The sequence below is a fragment of the Roseateles sp. T103 genome (assembly GCF_057219915.1).
This window is the reverse complement of record NZ_JBXVVS010000001.1, coordinates 346158-365078: the sequence shown is the minus strand read 5'-3', so window position 1 is coordinate 365078 and position 18921 is coordinate 346158. Positions and strand designations below refer to the sequence as shown.

Annotated in this window: 17 protein-coding genes and 1 tRNA gene; 8 read left to right on the top strand and 10 right to left on the bottom strand. The window is 66.4% G+C overall.

The window, feature by feature from the left end; translation table 11 throughout:
* Nucleotides 1-68: 68 nt before the first annotated feature.
* The 3 genes from AC2EBS_RS01520 to AC2EBS_RS01510 form a co-directional block, all read right to left on the bottom strand.
* Complete coding sequence (locus AC2EBS_RS01520) at nt 69-815, bottom strand: N-acyl amino acid synthase FeeM domain-containing protein (RefSeq protein ID WP_484726617.1); 747 nt, start codon at nt 813-815, stop codon at nt 69-71.
* 199 nt (nt 816-1014) lie between these two features.
* Nucleotides 1015-1743: a SapC family protein gene (locus AC2EBS_RS01515; protein ID WP_484726616.1), complete on the bottom strand. Its 729-nt coding sequence runs from the start codon at nt 1741-1743 to the stop codon at nt 1015-1017.
* Nucleotides 1740-3047 carry a hemolysin family protein gene (locus AC2EBS_RS01510; RefSeq protein ID WP_484726615.1) on the bottom strand — a complete coding sequence of 436 codons (1308 nt, stop codon included), beginning with the start codon at nt 3045-3047 and terminating at the stop codon, nt 1740-1742. Before AC2EBS_RS01510 ends, AC2EBS_RS01515 begins: the two co-directional genes overlap by 4 nt.
* Nucleotides 3048-3154: 107 nt before the next feature.
* Here AC2EBS_RS01510 and AC2EBS_RS01505 point away from each other — a divergent pair, with 107 nt between their 5' ends.
* Together AC2EBS_RS01505 and AC2EBS_RS01500 are read left to right on the top strand one after the other, a co-directional pair.
* Nucleotides 3155-3994, top strand: a complete 840-nt coding sequence (locus AC2EBS_RS01505) for a symmetrical bis(5'-nucleosyl)-tetraphosphatase (protein ID WP_484726614.1) — start codon at nt 3155-3157, stop codon at nt 3992-3994.
* Between the two features lie 18 nt (nt 3995-4012).
* Nucleotides 4013-4102: transfer RNA gene (locus AC2EBS_RS01500), tRNA-Ser, on the top strand.
* 19 nt (nt 4103-4121) lie between these two features.
* Here the strand turns inward: AC2EBS_RS01500 and AC2EBS_RS01495 are convergent.
* Nucleotides 4122-5234 (bottom strand): ABC transporter substrate-binding protein, encoded by a 1113-nt coding sequence (locus AC2EBS_RS01495; protein ID WP_484726613.1) that lies wholly within the window; start codon nt 5232-5234, stop codon nt 4122-4124.
* Nucleotides 5235-5375: 141 nt separating this feature from the next.
* On the opposite strand from AC2EBS_RS01495, the gene AC2EBS_RS01490 reads away from it, so the two are divergent.
* Nucleotides 5376-7826 (top strand): ATP-binding protein, encoded by a 2451-nt coding sequence (locus AC2EBS_RS01490; RefSeq protein WP_484726612.1) that lies wholly within the window; start codon nt 5376-5378, stop codon nt 7824-7826.
* Nucleotides 7827-7835: 9 nt separating this feature from the next.
* Here AC2EBS_RS01490 and AC2EBS_RS01485 read toward each other — a convergent pair whose 3' ends face one another.
* The 6 genes from AC2EBS_RS01485 to AC2EBS_RS01460 form a co-directional block, all read right to left on the bottom strand.
* Nucleotides 7836-8531 (bottom strand): ABC transporter ATP-binding protein, encoded by a 696-nt coding sequence (locus tag AC2EBS_RS01485; RefSeq protein WP_484727541.1) that lies wholly within the window; start codon nt 8529-8531, stop codon nt 7836-7838.
* A gap of 29 nt (nt 8532-8560) precedes the next feature.
* Nucleotides 8561-9370: an ABC transporter ATP-binding protein gene (locus tag AC2EBS_RS01480; protein ID WP_484726611.1), complete on the bottom strand. Its 810-nt coding sequence runs from the start codon at nt 9368-9370 to the stop codon at nt 8561-8563.
* Entirely contained in the window at nt 9367-10674 is a 1308-nt protein-coding gene (locus tag AC2EBS_RS01475) for a branched-chain amino acid ABC transporter permease (protein ID WP_484726610.1), read from the bottom strand. The genes AC2EBS_RS01480 and AC2EBS_RS01475 overlap by 4 nt, the downstream gene beginning before the upstream one ends.
* Nucleotides 10675-10714: 40 nt before the next feature.
* Nucleotides 10715-11677: a branched-chain amino acid ABC transporter permease gene (locus tag AC2EBS_RS01470; protein WP_484727540.1), complete on the bottom strand. Its 963-nt coding sequence runs from the start codon at nt 11675-11677 to the stop codon at nt 10715-10717.
* A 234-nt stretch (nt 11678-11911) separates the two neighbouring features.
* Complete coding sequence (locus tag AC2EBS_RS01465) at nt 11912-13147, bottom strand: branched-chain amino acid ABC transporter substrate-binding protein (protein ID WP_484726609.1); 1236 nt, start codon at nt 13145-13147, stop codon at nt 11912-11914.
* Between the two features lie 103 nt (nt 13148-13250).
* Entirely contained in the window at nt 13251-14897 is a 1647-nt protein-coding gene (locus AC2EBS_RS01460; protein WP_484726608.1) for a 3-(methylthio)propionyl-CoA ligase, read from the bottom strand.
* A gap of 197 nt (nt 14898-15094) precedes the next feature.
* On the opposite strand from AC2EBS_RS01460, the gene AC2EBS_RS01455 reads away from it, so the two are divergent.
* Genes AC2EBS_RS01455 through AC2EBS_RS01435 form a run of 5 tightly spaced genes read left to right on the top strand, consistent with a single transcriptional unit; the run spans nt 15095 to nt 18829 of the window.
* Nucleotides 15095-16606, top strand: coding sequence for a protein adenylyltransferase SelO (locus AC2EBS_RS01455; RefSeq protein WP_484726607.1), 1512 nt, complete (start codon nt 15095-15097; stop codon nt 16604-16606).
* The gene (gene msrB, locus AC2EBS_RS01450) at nt 16603-17037 is read left to right on the top strand and encodes a peptide-methionine (R)-S-oxide reductase MsrB (RefSeq protein ID WP_484726606.1); all 435 of its coding nucleotides are present in this window, start codon (nt 16603-16605) and stop codon (nt 17035-17037) included. The genes AC2EBS_RS01455 and msrB overlap by 4 nt, the downstream gene beginning before the upstream one ends.
* On the top strand, nt 17034-17699 hold the full coding sequence (locus tag AC2EBS_RS01445) for a septation protein A (protein WP_484726605.1): 666 nt from the start codon (nt 17034-17036) through the stop codon (nt 17697-17699). The genes msrB and AC2EBS_RS01445 overlap by 4 nt, the downstream gene beginning before the upstream one ends.
* Entirely contained in the window at nt 17696-17968 is a 273-nt protein-coding gene (locus AC2EBS_RS01440; protein WP_484726604.1) for a BolA family protein, read from the top strand. The genes AC2EBS_RS01445 and AC2EBS_RS01440 overlap by 4 nt, the downstream gene beginning before the upstream one ends.
* 60 nt (nt 17969-18028) lie before the next feature.
* Nucleotides 18029-18829: a peptidylprolyl isomerase gene (locus AC2EBS_RS01435; protein WP_484726603.1), complete on the top strand. Its 801-nt coding sequence runs from the start codon at nt 18029-18031 to the stop codon at nt 18827-18829.
* The last annotated feature ends 92 nt before the right edge of the window (nt 18830-18921 follow it).

Here is an 18921-nt window from a genome sequence, read left to right as displayed (position 1 = left end):
GGCCCGTCGGCAGGGGTTCACTTCGCCAAGACCAGGCAGGCAGTGTAGAGGGAAGCGCTTCGGCGGCCTCAGGCCATGGCATTCAGCTGGGCGCGCAGCGAGTCGAGCAGTTGCCGCTCACCCTCGTCCGCCTGGAAATGCGGATACAGCGAGCGCGAACCCAGCGGGCATGTGCCCGCCAGCGCGTCGATCCGGCTCTGCCCGTAGACGAGATCCAGGCACATCAGCACCGCAGGCGCATTGACCCGCGGGTTCTGGCGCACGTCGCTGCAGACCTGGAAGTCGAGCATGCGGCGGTAGTAGCCTACATGGCGCGGGTTGACCTCGATGACCAGCAGCTCGACGCCCTGCAGCCGGTAGGCAAACAGATGCGCCGACTGGAACAAGGCGGCCAGCACCGGCAGCGAGGTCGTGCCATGGTCCAGCGCCAGCTGGGTGAACTCGCACAGCCGGCGGCCGCTGCGGCGCAACTCGGCGATCTCGGGGCCGAAGGACTCTTCGCACTTCAGACCATGGACGGAGTCCAGCCGCACACCCAGTGTGCCCAGCGTGCCCTGCTCGCTCACAGCGCTGAGCGTGAGCAGCTGTGCCTCGGCCTCTGCCGCCCACGGCACCTGAAGGTAGCCGCGCTGGGCGTAGCGCTGAGTCACCAGCCAGTGCGCGCTGCGCCGCTGCTGACTGGTGCGAGCCAGTTGGATGGAGAAGCCGCCAGCGAACTGGTGGCGCTGCTGCAGCGTCTCATCGCCCAGCCCACCGAAGGCGGAGCAACTGCCTTCGCCGTCGTCAACGGAGCCAAGAACCGCGCCAATCGGCATCGATCGGTCCTGCACTGGTGACATCGCCCGGATTTGCTCCATTTCCACCCCAACATTGCCAGCCGAGAGTCTAGCCACTGATTTCGACAAAGCTGAGGCGGATCTGTAACGATTTGCCAGGGGCGAACCCGACATTTACATATCGATACCAGGCCGACGGCCCCGCAGCGGCGACACGGCGGCGCTGGAGGCAAGGTCTTTACTGGCGCTGCGCCAGGCGGGCCATATTGCCCAGCGACAGCCTGTGCATCTCGACGAGGGCCAGCAGGCCGTTGCGATGCAACCGCACGACATCCTCGTCGGGCAGCTCGGCCAGCTTCTTCTCGTTGACGGCGAGGAACCCCTCGACATCGATCTTCTCGCCGTTGGGCAAAGTTGCCTCGAAGCGCATGTCCTGAAGCAGTTCCAGACGCTGCAGTTCCTCGCAAACCATGCGGGTACGATCGGACTCGCGTTCAAAGCTCTCGAGGAAATTCTTGGCGTTGAGGATGAACTCGGTCGGCTCGCCATCGTCGCCGAACAGCGGGATGCCCTCGGTGGTGGAGAAGCCTCGCCACTGCTCGTCGAAGCAGACTGCGACCTCGTCGGCGCTGATGCGCGCCATCGCAAACGGATAGCGGCGCAGGTAGGCAGGCATGTAGTCTGCCGTCCAGCGACCGTCTTTGAGGAAGAGATTGGCTCCGGGCTTCAGGCCCAGCACGGCCAGCGGCGCGACGGCCTGAGCCGAACCGTCGGCAGGCGGCTCGCCGACACGCACGAACACGACCGGGAACTCCTTGCAGGCATCGGCAAACTCGACCGCGGTGAGGAACAGCGAATTCAGGCCTTCGACCCGCTCCAGCGTCGACAGCTCCGCCTGCAGGCGCAGGTTCTTGTGTTGGGTCCGATCCAGCGGCACCACATTGCCGTACATGGGGGGATTGCTCATAGTCCTTTCTCCGTTTCCGCTTCGCCGGCACATCGCGTGACCAGCACCTTGTCTACGCGCTTGCCGTCGAGGTCCACGACCTCGAAGCGCCAGGCGCCCCATTCCACCGCATCCGTCGTGCGCGGCAGCCGTCCGAGCAGCAGCATCACCATGCCTGCCAGCGTGTTGTAGCGGCCACGCCCCTCGTCGGGCAGTTCCTTCAGCTCCAGGCGATCCTTCAACTCGGTCGCCGGGATCAATCCGTCCATCAGCCAGCTGCCGTCGGCGCGCCTCACCGCCCAGGCATCCTCGTCGCTGGGCGCTGAGAATTCGCCGGCAATGGCCTCGAGCACATCGCGCACGGTGATCACACCCTGCACCTCACCGTATTCGTCGACGACGAAAACCAGCGGCGCATCGGAACTGCGGAAATGTTCCAGCAGTTCCATGCCAGACAGCGTCTCGGGCACGAAGACCGGCGCCTCGAGGTCGGCAGCCAGATCCAGCTGGTCGCCGGACAGCGCGCGCTGCAACAGGCTCTGCGCCGATGCCACGCCCAGCACATCGTCCAGCCCTCCGCGACAGACCGGATAGCGGCTGTAGCCGTGCGCCCGCAACATCTCGAGCACGGCACTGGCGCCATCCTCGACATCCAGCCAGGCGATTTCGCCGCGCGGGATCATCATCGAACCCACCTGGCGTTCGTCGAGTCGGAACACATTGCGCACCATCTGGTGCTCCTGCTCCTCGATCACGCCGGCATCCAGGCCCTCCTCCAGGCTGGCGGCGATCTCTTCTTCAGTCACGCCGCGTTGCGCCTTGCCACGCAAGCCCAGCAGCCCGAGCGTTGCGTCGGTGGCCACCGTGAGCAGCTTTACCAGCGGCCGCGCCACCAGGGACAGGAACTCCATCGGCGGCGCCACCAGGCGCGCCACCGTCTCCGGATACATCTGACCCAGGCGCTTGGGCACCAGCTCGCCGAAGATGATGGTGGCGATGGTCAGCAGCACCACCACCAGGCCGGTCGCCATCAACTGCGCAGGCTGCGCGCTGATGCCCAAGGATTGCAGCCACTGGGCCAGCGGGCCGGCAAACGCGGCTTCGCCAACGATGCCGTTGAGCACGCCTATCGAGGTGATGCCGATCTGCACCACCGAGAGGAACTTGGTCGGGTTCTCGTGCAGGTCCATCGCCGCCTGGGCACCGGCCTCGCCCGACTCGAGCATGACCTGCAACCGTGCCCGTCGACTGGCGGTGAGCGCCATCTCTGACATTGCGAAGGCGCCGTTAAGCAGGATGAGGAACAGGACTAGAGCGGTATCCATTGCAAGCGCGCTCGACAAAGGCCGGGCTGGCCGCCAAGCGCACCATGTGTGCGAAGGCCGCAAGCGTAGCAGAAGGATTTGAGCGCTTCGCACCGCACAATCCCGGCATGAACTACCTGATCGGCGATCTCCAGGGCTGCTGCGACGCACTCGAACAGCTGCTGCACAAGATCGACTTCTCGCCGTCGCGCGACCAGCTCTACCTGCTCGGCGACCTCGTCAACCGTGGTCCGGCCTCGCTGGCCACCCTGCGCCGCCTGCAGGCACTCGAAGGCGCCGCGATCGCTGTGCTCGGCAACCATGACCTGCACCTGCTGGCCAGTGCCGCCGGAGCGCGCCGCCCCAGCCGCAGCGACACGCTGCACGACATTCTCGATGCGCCGGACCGCGAGGCCCTGATCGACTGGCTGCGTCAGCAGCGCATGGCGCTGTTCGAGCATGGCTGGCTGATGCTGCACGCCGGCGTCGTGCCGCAATGGGACTGCGCGCAGACATTGGCGCTGGCCGCCGAAGTCGAGCGCCTGCTGCGCAGCTCTGCACTGGCAGAGTTCCTGCACCAGATGTACGGCAACGAGCCCGACATCTGGAGCGAGGGCCTGCAGGGCACGGCGCGGCTGCGCTTCATCGTCAATGTGCTGACGCGGCTGCGCTTTTGCGATGCCCAGGGGCGCCTGGACTTCCAGGCCAAGGAAGGTGCCGGCAATGCGCCGCCAGGTTTCATGCCCTGGTTCGAGGTGCCCGACAGGCGCAGCGCCGGCACGCCGATCGCCTTCGGCCACTGGTCTACGCTGGGCCTGGTGGACCGCGAAGACCTGCTCGCGCTGGACACCGGCTGCGTCTGGGGCGGCCAGCTCAGCGCGATGCGCATCGACGGCATGACGCGCGAACTCATCCAGGTGCAATGCGCCCAGGCACAGGTGCCGGGACAAGGCGCAGGCTCAGACTAGAATCGCCATCCTCAACCGGGAAGCGTGGCCGAGTGGTTTAAGGCACTGGTCTTGAAAACCAGCGAGGGTTTGCGCCCTCCGTGAGTTCGAATCTCACCGCTTCCGCCAGGCCCGCCCGGGCCGCGGCTCAGTTCACCCGTACATAGCGACCATCGCGGATCTCGGTGAAGAAGACGCGGCGCTCGGTATCGCCGTTCGCATCGAAGACGATGCGCTGCTGCAAGCCCTCATACGGCCCGCTGCGCTGGGCTGCCGCTTTCAGGCTTTCTCCCTTGGCGCGGTTCTTCAGCGCAGTCAGCACCACCGTGGCCGCGTCGTGGGCTGACACCGAGCTGTAGCCGGGACGCCGCTGGAAGCGCTTGAAGTAGGCCTCGCTGAACTCCTTGTAGCGTGGCGACTCGTCGTCGCGGTCATAGTTCTGCACGATCAGCAGGCCCTGGACCACCTCGCCGCCCAGGTCGATGAGCTGCTCGGTGGCCGCCCACTCGGAGGCACCGATGGGCAGCTGAGGCGCCTGCTTGCGCGCCTGCTGCGCCAGCCGCGCCACATCCAGCGCGCCAGCGATGAAGAACAGCCCATCGGGCTTGCCAGCGAGCATGGCCTTGACCACGCCGGCGAAGTCGGCATCCGTGTCCGAGGTATAGGGCACCGTCGCGGCGAGCCGACCGCCGCTGGACTCCACCACGGCGCGAAACTCGCCGAGCCAGGACTCGGTGAAGTTCTTGTTGCGCAGGTCGTAGGCCACCGCGACGCGCTGCTGCCCCCTGGACTTCAGCACCCGCGCGTAGTCCCGCGCGTTGTCGCGCGTGGTTCGGTTGATGCGAAACAGGTTGTCGTCCTTGCCGTAGAAATCCATCGAGGTAACGGTGGGGCTGACCTGGAAGATGCCGGCCTCACCGGTGATGGGCACGATCTCCTTGGCCATCGCACTGGTGAAGGGCCCGATCACCGCCTCCACCCGGGCCGCGACCAGTTCGCGCGCGGCGCGCGCCGCGGCGGCGCGATCCTGCGCATCGTCGCGCACCACCAGCTCGACCAGACGGCCATTGACGCCGCCGTCGCGGTTGAAGGCCTCGACCGCCAGGATCACGCCGTTGAGTCCGGATTGGCCATTGTCGGCATTGCGGTCGGACAAGCCGCCGACGAAACCGATCTGGATCGGCGGCGGCGGCTGGCAAGCCGCCAACAAGGCCAGCAAACCGAGTGCGGCGAGTACTCGCCAAGCCTGTCTATGCTTCATCGAAATGCCCCTCTGGCTCGCGCTGCAGCATCCGGGGCTCGACACGCAATCCGCACGACATGCCAACACGCCTGGGCATTCTTACCGACCTGATACTTGTGATCCATTCAGCCGAGAAGATTACTCACTAAACTGCCAAATATGAAACCCATTGCGCGGACTGCTCGCGACAGCCCGATCCGTCCGGAACAAGACGGCGGCACCGCACGCGGACCGACGCCGTGGATGCGCCTGCGCCTGGCGTGGCAGCGCTCATTGCGCTTCCGCCTGTTGGCCATGGGCCTGCTGCCGCTGCTGCTGGCCTTTCCACTGGTGATCGCCGCCTTGCTGACGGTGGGAGGCAGCAGCGGCCGCGAGCTGGTCGCGGCCAATCTGCGCGTCAGCCTTGCCGGCGGCGCCAGCTATCTGCAACAGGTGCGCGACACCGCCCGGCTGCGCCTGGAGCAGCTGGCGCGATCCGAGCGCCTGGCCCAGCTGCTCCTGCAGCCGCCGCCGCGGCAGGCCCTGGAGCACGCGCTGCAACGCGCCGCCCAAGACAGCGGTCTGGATTTCCTGATCCTTGCCACCACCGATGGCACCGTGCTTGCCGGCAGCCATGGCGCCGTGCCGGGCAGTCGGCTGCCGCCCTCCTATGTGGTCCGCCAGGCCCGCGACGGCGTGGCCAATGTGGCCTACGAGCGGCTGGAGGCCAGCGAGCTGGATCAGCTGCTGCCGCAGCCTGCCGGCGGCACTGCGCGCACCGAAGCCGCGCTGCTCATCAACGCCGCCGCCCACCTGCCGCTATCGATCCGGCTGCCCGATGCGATGCTGTTCGGCGGCATCGTCATCAACCGCAACCACGCCCTGCTCGACCATATGCGCGAGGTGCTCTTTCCGCTCGGCAGCCTGCCCGGCGACATCGAGGGCATGACCGCCATCTATCTGGGGCCGACCAGCGTCGCGGCCAGCCGCCTGCGCCTGCAGGGGCATGCGGCAGTCGGCCTGGCAGCGCCGCAGCCGGCGGTGCAGCACACCCTGACGCGGGGCGAGACCTGGATAGGCGCCGCCGAGCTCGCCGGCCAGTCGCATGCCATGGGTTTCGCTCCGCTGGTCAATGGCGACGGCCAGCCCATCGGCATGCTGGCCGCCAGCATGCCGGACTGGCCCTACAAGCGCGCCATCTGGCTGGCGCTGGGCAGCGTGGCAGGCCTGCTCGCGCTGGCCCTGCTCGCGCTGTCCCTCGTCGTGCTGCGCAGCGGCAGCGAGCTGACGCAGAGGCTGGAGTCACTGCGCCAGACCATGAACGCGGTGCGCGCGGGCCGCCGCGAAGCGCGCGTCGGCAGCACCGGCCGCGACGACGAGCTGGGCCAACTGGCGCGCCACTTCGACGAGCTGCTGGAGACCATTGCCGACTACCGGCAGCAACTCGAGCAGCGCGTCGAGCAGCGCACGCGCGAGCTCGGCGAGCGCACCGTGCAGCTCAACACCATCCTCGAGCTCAGTCCAGATGGCTTTGTCTCCTTCGACCGGCAGCAGCGCATCGGCTTCGCGAATGCTGCCTTCATCCGCATGACCGGCCTGAGCGATGCCGAGCTGCTCGGACTCGACGAGCGCGGACTCGCCGAGCGGCTGGCTGGCCGCAGCGTCGCCGGTGCCGCCTTCCCGGGCATGGACGCACTGCGGCAGGCGGCCGAAGAACGCGACCGTTTCGTCGCCAGCCGGCCCGCGCTGCTGGACGGCGCAAGAGGCAGCGAGGCAGCCCCGCGACAGGTCTTCGAGCTGGCGCTGCCGCGGCGCCGCGTGCTGGAGGTGGGCCTGCGCCTGTCCGAAGCCGAGAGCGTCTCCCAGGTGCTCTACCTGCGCGACATCACCCACGAGACCGAGGTGGACCGCATCAAGAGCGAGTTCCTCGCCACCGCCGCCCACGAGCTGCGCACGCCGATGACGAGCATCCACGGCTTTGTCGAACTGCTGCGCACCCGCGAGATGAGCAAGGACAGGCGCGACGAGCTGCTGGCCATCGTGACGCAGCAGTCCTCGCGCATGGTCGCCATCCTGAACCAGCTGCTCGATCTCGCCCGCATCGAGGCGCGCCAGGGCCAGGACTTCGAGATGCGCCCGGTTCCGCTGCGCGACATTGTCATGCAGGGTCTGGCCGCGCTGGCGCCAACGCCGGGTCGGGACGCGCCGCAGCTCGAGGACATCCCTGCGGAGCTGATCGTGAATGCCGACCAGGAGCGCATGGTGCAGGCGCTGCTCAACGTGCTCAGCAATGCCTACAAGTACTCGCCACAGGGCGGCAGCGTGCTCGTGCAGTTGCGGCGCAGCCGCGACGATGGACGCCCGATGGTCGGACTGGCGATCAGCGACCACGGCATTGGCATGAACGAGGAACAGCAGGCCCGCGTCTGCGAACGCTTCTACCGCGCGGACAGCTCGGGCAACATCCCCGGCACCGGCCTGGGCATGGCCATCGTCAGCGAGATCATCGCGCTGCACGGCGGCCGCATCGAGATCAGCAGCCAACCGGGACGGGGCAGCACCTTCGTGCTGTGGCTGCCGGAGCTCGAGGGCCTCGGCGACACGGCGCCGCCTGCCGCCGACGCCCGCTAAGGCAGCCGCTCAGACCTCCAGCCACTCCTTGCGGATGTAGCTGTTCGCGCGCAGCTCGTCGGGCGTACCCTCGAAGACGATGCGCCCGTGGCCCATCACGTAGCAGCGCTCGGAGATCTCCAGCGCGATAGCCAGCTTCTGCTCGACCAGCAGCACCGCGATGCCGCGCCGCTTGAGTTCCTTCAGGTACTCGGCCACCAGCTCGACGATCTTCGGTGCCAGGCCCTCGGTGGGCTCGTCGATCATGATCAGGTCCGGATCGCCCATCAGCGTGCGGCACAACGTCAGCATCTGCTGCTCGCCGCCGGAGAGCACGCCGGCCTCGGTGTGCTGACGCTCCCTGAGACGCGGGAACATCCGGTACATGTCGTCGAAGTCCCAGCGCGGGTTCTTGGCGCCGCTCTTCTGCCCGAGCATCAGGTTCTGATGCACGGTGAGCTTGGGGAAGATGTCGCGGTTCTCGGGCACATAGCCAATGCCCTCATGCGCGATCTCGAAGGCCTTGCGGCCGAGCAGTTCCTTGTCGCCGTAGCGGATCGAGCCGGTGCCGTCGACCTGCCCCATGGTGGCCTTCACGGTGGTCGAGCGGCCCGAGCCGTTGCGGCCCAGCAGCGCGACGATCTCGCCCGGGCGAACCTCCATGCTCACGCCGTGCAACACATGGCTCTTGCCATAGAAGGCGTGCACGTTGTCCAGCTTCAGCAGCCTGCCTGTCTTGTCCTTGTCTGCAGCGCTCATGCCGCCACCCCTCCGGCCACGCCTGCAGCCTGCTGTTCAGCCAGCACCGAGCCCAGATAGGCCTCCTGCACGCGCGCATTGGCGCGCACCGCATCGGGCGTGTCGAAGGCGATCACCTCGCCATAGACCAGCACCGCAATCTTGTCGGCCAGGCCGAAGACCACGCCCATATCGTGTTCGACGGTGAGCAAGGTCTTGCCCTCGGTGACCTCGCGGATCAGTTGGATGAATCGCTTGGTCTCGCTCTTGCTCATGCCGGCGGTGGGCTCGTCGAGCAGGATCACGCTGGAGCCGCCGGCGATGGTGATGCCGATCTCCAGCGCGCGCGCTTCCGCGTAGGTGAGGTTCATCGCCAGCACGTCGCGGCGCTTGTCCAGCTTGATCATCTCCAGCACCTCCTCGGCGCGGTCGTTCGCGTCGTCGAGGTCGGCCAGGAAGCGCCAGAAGGCGTACTTGTAGCCCATGCTCCAGAGCACCGCACAGCGGATGTTCTCGAACACCGACAGCCGCGTGAACAGGTTGGAGACCTGGAAGCTGCGCGACAGGCCGCGACGGTTGATCTCGTAAGGCTTTTGGCCGTCGATGCGCTGGCCGTGCAGCTTGATCTGACCGCTGCTGGGCGCGAAGCGGCCACTGATCAGATTGAACAGCGTGCTCTTGCCGGCACCGTTGGGGCCGATCACAGCGACCCGCTCGCCGGGGCGCACCTGCAGCTGCGCGCCGCGGATGATCTCGCTCTTGCCGAAGCTCTTGCGCACATCCAGCAGCTCGAGCGCGTATTCGGAGGAAGGATTCGTCGTGCTCACAGCGACTCTCGGCGTTTGATTTCTTTCTCGATCTCTTCCTGGGTCTGGTCCCACTCGCGCTTGAACTGGCGTCGCGCCAGCTCGAACAGACCCAGTCCCACGACCAGCAGCAGGCCGGCACCCAGCCAGGCATCGACGCCAGCGCTGTTCAGCGATGCGCCTGCGAAGCGCAGCACGGGGCCGATGGCCTCGTTAAGCTGACGGTGGTAGACCATCTCGATCATCGCGGCCGCGCCGGTGAGCACCGCCAGGCCCGTGCCCGCCAGCGCCAGGTAGGACGTCCACAACCTGCCCAGCTTGCCGAAGGCGGCCACCCGCAGGTTCATCATGATCAGGCTGGCAATGCCGCCCGGCGCGTACATCACCATGAACAGGAAGACCAGGCCCAGATAGAGCAGCCAGGCCTGCGTCAGCTCGGAGAGCAGCACGCTGGCCAGCACCATCAGCACCGCACCAATGATCGGGCCGAAGAAGAATGTCGCGCCGCCCAGGAAGGTGAACAACAGGTAGCCGCCCGAACGCACCGCGCCGACCACCTCGGCGGTGACGATCTCGAAGTTCAGCGCACCCAGGCCGCCTGCGACGCCGGCGAAGAAACCCGAGATCATGAAGGCCAGGAAGCGCACCCACTGGGTGTCGTAGCCGATGAACTCGACGCGCTCGGGGTTGTCGCGCACCGCATTGAGCATGCGACCCAGCGGCGTGCGCGTCAGCGCAAACAGCAGCACGGTGCTGGCGAAGCAGTACAGCGCGATCAGGTAGTAGACTTGGATCTGCGGGCCGAAGCTGATGCCCATGAAGGGCTTGCCGATCACGCGGTTGGTGGAGATGCCGCCTTCCCCGCCGAAGAATTCCGGCAGCATCAGCGACATCGACCAGATCAGCTCGCCGATGCCCAGCGTGATCATCGCGAAGGGCGTACCGGACTTCTTGGTCGAGACCCAGCCGAACAGCACAGCGAAGAACAATCCGGCCAGGCCGCCGACCAGCGGCACCAGGCTCACCGGAATGTTCACGTGGCCGCCGGCCACCTGGTTCAGCGTGTGGATGGCCAGGAAGGAGCCCAAACCGGTATAGACCGCATGGCCAAAGCTCAGCATGCCGCCCTGCCCCAGCAGCACGTTGTAGGACAGGCAGGCGATGATGCCGATGCCGATCTGGCTGAGCATGGTGTGCGACAGGCTGCTGGTCCACAGCAGCGGCGCCACGACGAGGATCAGCGCATAGATTCCCCAGACCAGCCATCGGCCGACGTTCCAGGGTTTGAAGTGGTAGTGCGACAGGGTCGCGCGGGTGTGAGACATGGCTTTGTAGCTTGCAGTTCTTCGGCGTCCGTGGGCCGTGTCAGTCTTCCCGGGTGCCGAGCAGGCCCTTGGGACGGAAGATCAGGATCAGCACCATCAGCAGGTAAGGCAGGATGGGCGCCACCTGTGCCAGCGTGAGCTTGAGGAAGGGGTAGCCGAAGGTCTGCGGGCCGATCTGCGCGCCCCACTTGTTGAACAGCGTGGCCAGCGAGGCATCCACCGTCAGCGGCAGGGTCTGCAGCAGGCCGATCAGGATGGAGCCGACAAAGGCACCGGCCAGTGAGCCCACGCCGCCGACGACGACGACGACGAAGATGATCGAGCCGACGATTACCGCCATCGAAGGCTCGGTGACGAAGGTGATGCCGCCGATCACGCCGGCCAGACCGGCCAGCGCGCAACCGCTGCCGAACACCAGCATGAACACCCGCGGCACGTTGTGGCCCAGGGCCTCGGCCATCTCCGGATGCGTCAGCGCCGCCTGGATGACCAAGCCGATGCGGGTGCGCGTCAGCAGCAGCCACAGCGCCAGCAGCATCAGCAGCGCGACGCCCATCATGAAGGCGCGCGTCAACGGGAACTTGGAGCACAGCACGTCGGCCGCGCACAGGCCGGCCGGCGCTTCGCCGAGCAGTACCGACAGGCCCTGCAGCGGATGCTGCACGATGGTGAAGGCCGCGCCCTGCAGCGCCTGCGGCGGCGTGAACGGCACCGCAGTGCGGCCCCAGATCAGCTGCACCAGTTCCAGGATCACATAGGACAGGCCGAAGGTGATCAGCAACTCGGGCACATGGCCGAACTTGTGCACCTTGCGCAGCGCGCCGCGCTCGAACACCGCGCCGAGCAGGCCCACCAGCAGCGGCGCGACAAGCAGCGCCGGCCAGAAGCCGATCAGTCCGGTGAGCGTGTAGGCGAAATAGGCGCCCACCATGTAGAAGCTGGCATGGGCGAAGTTCAGCACGCCCATCATGCTGAAGATCAGCGTCAGGCCCGAGCTGAGCATGAACAGCAGCAGGCCGGAGGCCAGGCCGTTCAGCAGATTGATCAGGAGTTGGTCCACGGCGATTCGGGTTCAGGCGCGGCAGGACGCAGCGCGATGAGAGAACAGCGCGAATTTTTCGGGATGGCTGCCGCCGCGAGCGGGTCGAGGTTGGGCATGCGGCGCACAGCCGTACTCAAGTACGGCGAGCACCGCAGGCCCAAGATCGGCCCGCGCAGCCGGCAGACACCCGAAAAATTAGGGGCGCTTCATCTGGCAGGAGGTCGGCGTGCTCGAGACGTAGGGCTCGAAGGTCCGCACCGGCACGAAGGTCATGCCGGTCTTTTCCGGGCTGTACGGATGCTTGGCATCCGTCTTCTGCCACACACCCAGATAAAGCGTCTGCTGCAACTGGTGATCGGTCTTGCGCATCTCGACCTCGCCGTTGTAGCTCTTGGTCTTCAGGCCTTCCAACGCCGCGGCCACCTTCACCGGGTCGGTGCTCTTGGCCTTAGCCATGGCCTCACTCAGCGTCGTGTAGATGTGAATCACGCTGCCGGTATAGAAGTCGTCGTTAAACCTCTTCTGGAACTCCTCCTGCCACTTCTGCATCTGTCCGCCCATGTTGTAGTGGTTGTAGGCGACCTGATAGACGCGACCGGCCGAGCCGGTGCCCAGCGCAGTAGGCGTTCCGGTGACGCCGGCGTAGTAGGTGAAGAACTTGGCGTTCAGACCCGCCTCGTTGGCGGCCTTGATCAGCAGCGCCAGGTCCGAACCCCAGTTGCCGGTGATCACAGTGTCAGCGCCACTGGCCTTGATCTTGGCCACATAGGGCGCGAAATCACGCACCTGCGCCAGCGGGTGCAGATCCTCGCCGACGATCTGGATGTCCGGGCGCTTACGGCCGAGGTTCTCCTTCGCGTACTTGGCGACCTGATGGCCGTGGGCGTAGTTCTGGTTGAGCAGGTAGACCTTCTTGATGTCCGGCTGGTCCTTCATGAAGGAGGTCATCGCCTCCATCTTCATCGAGGTGTCAGCGTCGAAGCGGAAGTGCCAGTAGCTGCACTTGCTGTTGGTCAGGTCGGGGTCGACGGCCGAGTGGTTCAGGTAGACCACTTCCTTGCCAGGATTGCGCTCGTTGTGCTTGTTGACGGCGTCGATGATGGCCAGCGCCGCGCCCGAGCCGTTGCCCTGGGTGACGTAGCGCACGCCTTGGTCGATGGCCGACTTCAGCGCGTTCAGCGACTCGGCCGGGCTGAGCTTGTTGTCGATAGGGATGATCTCGAACTTCACGCCGGCGGGGTTGCTGGCGTTGAACTTCTCGGCGAAGAACTGGAAGCTCTTCACCTGGTTCTGACCGACCGGGCCCATCAGGCCGGACAGCGGGTCGATCCAGGCGATCTTGACCGTCTCGCCTTTCTGGGCGAAGGCGGCACCGGCGCTCAGGCTCAGGGCCGCGGCGATGGCAATCAGGGTCGGGCGCTTGCTTTGCATCGTTGTCTCCTTGGGTTGTTGCAGGCGAGAAAAGCGAATCATCAACAAAAGAGCGATCGGGGGTGCGGCGTCTGGCGCGCCGCTACCCCGCCAACAGGCGGCCTCAAGCAGTGGGCAGCTTGTGGTTCTTGAACTGCTCGCGCAGCTTGAGCTTCTGCATCTTGCCGGTGGCAGTGTGCGGAATCTCATCGACGAAGACCACATCGTCGGGAATCTGCCACTTGGCGATGCGGCCTTCATAGAAGGCCAGCATCTGCTCGCGGCTGAGCTCGGCACCGGGCTTCTTCACCACCACCAGCAGCGGACGCTCGTCCCACTTGGGGTGAAAGGCCGCGATCGCGGCGGCCTCGTGCACCGCCGGGTGTGCCATGGCGATGTTCTCGAGGTCGATGGAGCTGATCCACTCGCCGCCGGACTTGATCACGTCCTTGCTGCGGTCAGTGATCTGCATGAAGCCGTCGGCGTCGATGGTGGCGACGTCGCCGGTAGGGAACCAGGTGCCGCTGCCCTTGACCTCGACCAGCGGCGACTTGTCCTGGCCGAAATAGCTCCGGATCACCCAGGGGCCGCGCACGACCAGGTTGCCCGAGCTCTTCGCATCCCAGGGCTGCTCCTTGCCCTCGTCGTCGATCACGGCCATGTCGATGCCGTAGATCACCTTGCCCTGCTTCTCGAGGATGCGGCGCTGCTCCTCCACCGGCAGCGCGAGCTGCTTGGCGGTGAGCTTGGACAGCGTGCCCAGCGGCGACAGCTCGGTCATGCCCCAGGCGTGGATCACCTCGACGCCGTAATCGTCCATCAGCGTCTTCAACATCGCCGGCGGGCAGGCCGAACCGCCGATCACCGTGCGCGTGAAGGTGGAGAACTTCAGCTTGTTCTGGCCGACGTAGTTCAGCAGGCCCAGCCAGACGGTGGGCACGCCGGCGCTGAAGGTGACGCCTTCGCTCTCGAACAGCTCATAGAGCGACTTGCCGTCCAGGTGCGGGCCGGGAAAGACCAGCTTGCAGCCGACGATGGCGGTGCTGTACGGCAGGCCCCAGGCGTTGACGTGGAACATCGGCACCACCGGCAGCACGACGTCCTTGCTGGAGCAGTCCATCGCATCGGGCAGCGCCGAGCCGTAGGCATGCAGGATGGTCGAGCGGTGGCTGTAGACCGCCCCCTTGGGGTTGCCGGTCGTGCCCGAGGTGTAGCAGATGCACGAGGCAGTGTTCTCGTCGAACTCGGGCCAGACGTAGTGGCCGTCCTCAGCCTCGACCAACTCGTCGTAGCACAGCAGGTTCGGGATGACGGTCTGCGCCGGCATGTGGGCGCGGTCCGTCATCAGCACATAGTGCTTGATCGAAGGCATGTGCGCGACCAGCTTCTCGACCAGCGGCAGGAAAGTCAGGTCGAAGCACAGCACCAAGTCCTGCGCATCGTTGGCAATCCAGGCGATCTGCTCGGGAAACAGACGCGGGTTGATGGTGTGGCAGACCAGCTGCGAGCCCGAGCTGCCGTAGTAGATCTCCAGATGGCGGTAGCCATTCCAGGCCAGCGTGGCGATGCGGTCGCCCGGCTGGGCGCCCAGTCGCGCCAGCGCCTGGGCCAGCTTGCGCGAGCGCAGTTCCGCATCACGCCAGGTATAGCGATGCAGGTCACCTTCGACCCGCTTGCTGACGATCTCGACATCACCTGCATGACGCGCCGCATGCTTGATCAGCGACGAGATCATCAGGGGCATGGACATCATCTGGCCCATCAAGGACATCTACTGTCTCCTAGAAACTCGCGAACATTCTGTTGTTCTGACTGCAGGCCGCACCCTCGGGCCCGAGCATTTCGATCCAGTCTAATCCGCAGCCCGCGCAGTCTGAGTCACCCTCGTTACAGAAATGCTCAGGGTAATCACCTGCCGCATAGCCCCTGCCCCGAGGTGGGTCGCCAGGCCCTGGCTACACTGACTCGATGAATGCGCCGACTGCCCTGCCACTGTGCCCGCAGGGCCCGCTTGCTGCCCACGACTGGATCAATCGTTTCGCTGCACTGGGGCCGAGCTTCCACACGCCGCTGCCACCGCAGGGCCTGCCTGAGCCACACTGGGTGGCGCACAGCCAGGGCTGCGCCGCCCTGCTCGGCCTGCCCGCCCACTGGTGGCAGCAGGATGGCGCACTGGCGGTGATGGCCGGCAATGCGCTGTGGCCCGGCATGAGCCCGGTGGCCACGGTCTACAGCGGCCACCAGTTCGGCGTCTGGGCCGGCCAGCTCGGCGACGGCCGCGCCCATCTGCTCGGCGAGCTGCAAACGCCCGCCGGCGCGCTGGAGCTGCAGCTCAAGGGCGCCGGGCTGACGCCCTACTCGCGCATGGGCGACGGCCGTGCGGTGCTGCGCTCCTCGATCCGCGAGTTCCTCTGCTCCGAGGCAATGGCCGCGCTGGGCATGCCGACCACGCGAGCGCTGGCCCTGGTCGGTTCGGCCCTGCCGGTGCGGCGCGAGACGCTGGAGACCGCTGCGGTCGTCGCACGCGTGGCACCCAGCTTCGTGCGTTTCGGCCATTTCGAACACTTCGCGCACAGCGACCAGCACGATGACTTGCGAGTCCTGCTCGACCATGTGGTCCGCACTCACGCGCCCGACTGCGCCGACGCGCAGCAGCCCGCGGTGGCGCTGCTGCGCCTTGTCGCGCGCCAGACCGCCGAGCTGCTGGCGCAGTGGCAGGCGGTGGGCTTCTGCCATGGCGTGATGAACACCGACAACATGTCCATCCTCGGCCTGACGCTGGACTACGGGCCCTTCGGATTCCTGGACGGCTTCAACCCCGGCCATGTCTGCAACCACAGCGACAGCCAGGGTCGCTACGCCTACGCGCGCCAGCCCAACGTCGCGTTCTGGAACCTGCACGCGCTGGCCCAGGCCCTGCTGCCGCTGGTCGGCGGACCGGACGAGACCGAGCGCGAACGCGCCACCGAGCTGCTGCTCGGCGCGCTGGAGGTCTACCGCGAAACCTTCCCCAGCGCGCTGCTGGCGCGCATGCGCGCCAAGCTGGGCTTGGCACAAGCCCACGACGGCGACCGCGAACTGGTCGACGACTGGCTGCGCCTGCTGGCCAGCACCCAGGTGGATTACACGATCGCGCACCGTCGCCTCGCCCGCCATGCCACCGAGCCCACGGCGCTGCGCGATCTCTTCCTCGAGCGCGAGCGCTTCGACGCCTGGCATGCGCGCTACCTGGACCGCCTCGGCCTGGAAACCCGCTCGAGCGCCGAGCAGCAGGCGGCCATGCTGGCGGTCAATCCGGCCGTGGTGTTGCGCAACCATCTCGCCGAGGGCGCGATCCGCCTGGCGCAGGCCGGCGACTTCAGCGAGGTGCAGCGCCTGCACGATGTGCTGCAGCGCCCCTTCGACGAGCCCGCCAAGCCCTCCGACGCCGACTTCCCGCCCGACTGGGCGCAACATCTCGAAGTGTCCTGTTCCTCATGAGCCAGACCAAGCCACACGACGCCCCCGACTACCCGGTGCACAAGAGCGATGCCGAGTGGCGCGCCCAGCTCGACCCCATGCAGTATCAGGTGACGCGCCACGCCGCCACCGAGCGCGCCTTCACCGGCAGGTACTGGGACCACTGGCATGACGGCCGCTACAACTGCGTCGGCTGCGGCACGCCGCTGTTCGAATCGCAGACCAAGTTCGACGCCGGCTGCGGCTGGCCCAGCTACTGGGCCCCGGTGAATGCCGACGTGATCGAGCGCCTGGTGGACGAGAGCCACGGCATGGTGCGCATCGAGGTGCGCTGCCGCAACTGCGGCTCGCACCTGGGTCATGTGTTTCCGGATGGCCCCGAGCCCACCGGCGAGCGCTACTGCATCAATTCGGCCGCCATCGACTTCATGCCCGACAATCCGGCACCATGAAAGTTCTGCTGGATTTCCTGCCGCTGATCCTCTTCTTCGGCACCTTCAAGTACGCCGAGTCGCACCAGGATGCTGCTGCCGCCTTCGCCACCGAGCACTTCGGCTTCCTCGTCGCCAGCGGCCATGTGAACGCCAGCGTCGCGCCCGTGCTGCTGGCCACGCTGGTGGTGATGGCCGCCACGCTGATCCAGGCCCTGGTGCTGAAGCTGCGCCGGCAGAAGATCGACCTGATGCTGTGGATCAGCCTGGCGCTGGTGGTCGTGCTCGGCGCGGCCACCGTATGGTTCCAGAACGAGACCTTCATCAAGTGGAAGCCCAGCGGCCTGTACTGGGCCATGGCGCTGGTGTTCTTCTTCAGCCCCCTCCTCTTCGGCAAGAACCTGCTGCAGGCCATGCTGGGCAAGGAGCTGGAGCTGCCGGCTTTCGTGTGGAAGCGGCTGAACCTGGCCTGGGTCGCCTTCTTTGCCGCGATGGGCGTGCTCAACCTCTGGGTGGCCTACAACTTCTCCACCTCGGCCTGGGCCAACTTCAAGGTCTTCGGCACCACCGGGCTGATGCTGGCGTTCACGCTGGTGCAGGGGCTGTACATGAGCCGCTATCTCAGCGATGCGCCGGAGCCCGACGCGGGCACGGCCGACGCCAAGCAGGAGGCGCAGCCATGACGCCGCGTGCCTCGATGGACGAGATCGAGCGCCGCCTGCGCGAGCGGCTCGAGCCCAGCCTGCTGGAGCTGCGCGACGACAGCGCTCGCCACGCCGGCCATGCCGGTGCGCGCGAAGGCGGCCACTACGAGCTGCGCATCGCCAGCGCGCGCTTCGCCGGCCTGTCGCGGGTGGCACGCCATCGCCTCGTATATGATTCCCTCGCCGACCTGATGCAGCGCGGCATCCACGCTCTGGCCATCGACGCCAGGACGCCGGATGAGCTCTGAAGCCAGCGGCACACCGCGCCTACCGGCGCATTTTTTTCATTCTTTGCTCGCTACATATCCATGAAGAAGCTCGTGCTCGCCGCGGCCATCGCGGCCATGACCGCAACGCTTGTGCCCCTGACGGCCAGCGCGCAGAACGTCGCCATCGTCAACGGCAAGGCCGTGCCCAAGTCGCGCGCCGATCTGCTGATCAGCCAGGTCACCAAGGGCGGCCAGCAGGTCACGCCCGAGCTCGAGAGCCAGGTGCGCGACGAGGTGGTGCTGCGCGAGATCTTCATGCAGGAAGCCGAGAAGCGCGGCATCCCCGCGAGCGCTGACTACAAGGCACAGATGGAACTGGCCCGCCAGTCCATCCTGATCCGCGAACTGTTTGCCGACTACGCCAAGAAGAACCCGGTCAGCGACGCCGAGGCCCAGGGCGAGTACGACAAGTTCAAGGCTCAGAACAGCGGCACCGAGTACCGCGCCCGCCACATCCTCGTCGAGAAGGAAGACGAGGCCAAGGCGCTGATCAAGCAGCTCAACGGCGGCGCCAAGTTCGAGGACGTCGCAGCCAAGAACTCCAAGGACCCGGGCTCTGCAGCCAATGGCGGCGATCTGGACTGGGCCAACCCCAATGGCTTCGTGCCCGAGTTCAGCAAGGCCATGACCGCGCTGAAGAAGGGCGAGATGACGCAGGAGCCGGTGAAGTCGCAGTTCGGCTTCCACATCATCAAGCTGGAAGACACGCGCGAAGCGCAGTTCCCGCCCTTTGCCGACGTGAAGGCGCAGATCGTGCAGCGCCTGCAGCAGCAGAAGCTGATGGACTTCCAGCAATCGCTGAAGTCCAAGGCCAAGACCGACTACAAGTTCTCGCGCTGATCGTCATCCGCGCCCAGACCTGACTAGTCCGAGCGGCCCGCGCCACGCTTTGCGGCGTGCGCGGGCCGCGTCACAAGGGAAGTTCCCCGCCC

Coding starts and splice junctions, on each gene's coding strand:
- AC2EBS_RS01515 (WP_484726616.1), bottom strand. CDS start 1,743: ATGAGCAATCCCCCCATGTACGGCAATGTGGTGCCGCTGGATCGGACC.
- AC2EBS_RS01460 (WP_484726608.1), bottom strand. CDS start 14,897: ATGTCCTTGATGGGCCAGATGATGTCCATGCCCCTGATGATCTCGTCG.
- AC2EBS_RS01470 (WP_484727540.1), bottom strand. CDS start 11,677: ATGCTCAGCTCGGGCCTGACGCTGATCTTCAGCATGATGGGCGTGCTG.
- AC2EBS_RS01505 (WP_484726614.1), top strand. CDS start 3,155: ATGAACTACCTGATCGGCGATCTCCAGGGCTGCTGCGACGCACTCGAA.
- AC2EBS_RS01455 (WP_484726607.1), top strand. CDS start 15,095: ATGAATGCGCCGACTGCCCTGCCACTGTGCCCGCAGGGCCCGCTTGCT.
- AC2EBS_RS01435 (WP_484726603.1), top strand. CDS start 18,029: ATGAAGAAGCTCGTGCTCGCCGCGGCCATCGCGGCCATGACCGCAACG.
- msrB (WP_484726606.1), top strand. CDS start 16,603: ATGAGCCAGACCAAGCCACACGACGCCCCCGACTACCCGGTGCACAAG.
- AC2EBS_RS01445 (WP_484726605.1), top strand. CDS start 17,034: ATGAAAGTTCTGCTGGATTTCCTGCCGCTGATCCTCTTCTTCGGCACC.
- AC2EBS_RS01475 (WP_484726610.1), bottom strand. CDS start 10,674: ATGTCTCACACCCGCGCGACCCTGTCGCACTACCACTTCAAACCCTGG.
- AC2EBS_RS01440 (WP_484726604.1), top strand. CDS start 17,696: ATGACGCCGCGTGCCTCGATGGACGAGATCGAGCGCCGCCTGCGCGAG.
- AC2EBS_RS01490 (WP_484726612.1), top strand. CDS start 5,376: ATGAAACCCATTGCGCGGACTGCTCGCGACAGCCCGATCCGTCCGGAA.
- AC2EBS_RS01465 (WP_484726609.1), bottom strand. CDS start 13,147: ATGCAAAGCAAGCGCCCGACCCTGATTGCCATCGCCGCGGCCCTGAGC.
- AC2EBS_RS01520 (WP_484726617.1), bottom strand. CDS start 815: ATGCCGATTGGCGCGGTTCTTGGCTCCGTTGACGACGGCGAAGGCAGT.
- AC2EBS_RS01510 (WP_484726615.1), bottom strand. CDS start 3,047: ATGGATACCGCTCTAGTCCTGTTCCTCATCCTGCTTAACGGCGCCTTC.
- AC2EBS_RS01495 (WP_484726613.1), bottom strand. CDS start 5,234: ATGAAGCATAGACAGGCTTGGCGAGTACTCGCCGCACTCGGTTTGCTG.